Source organism: Psychrobacter sp. CAL346-MNA-CIBAN-0220, assembly GCF_040309805.1.
GTDB lineage: Bacteria > Pseudomonadota > Gammaproteobacteria > Pseudomonadales > Moraxellaceae > Psychrobacter.
Genome location: NZ_JBEOPF010000499.1, coordinates 1 through 255, shown reverse-complemented (window position 1 = coordinate 255; position 255 = coordinate 1). Strand labels below are relative to the sequence as shown.

The window sequence follows — 255 nt, the reverse complement described above, 5'->3', positions numbered from 1 at the left end:
CGAGAAAGCCGTCGAGTTCTATGAGAAGGCGTTCGGCTTCACCCTCAAGGACGAGGGCGACGGCGCGGATTTTCGCTACATGACCTTCGAGCGCGACGGCCAGCCGTTTGCCGGCATCTATGACGCGAAGGGCGATCTGGCGGATGGCGAAGCCGCGAGCTGGGCAGTGTATTTCGGTTCTGACGACGTCGACGCGACCGTCGCCAAGGCACTCGAACTCGGCGCTACCGTCAAGGATGAGGCCGAGGACACCCC

At 63.1% G+C, this 255-nt stretch carries 1 protein-coding gene; it reads left to right on the top strand.

Annotation, left to right across the window (positions count from 1 at the left end; all coding sequences use genetic code 11):
• Nucleotides 1-255: VOC family protein (locus AAEY88_RS14535; RefSeq protein ID WP_350563529.1), on the top strand; the 255-nt coding region annotated here is incomplete at both ends.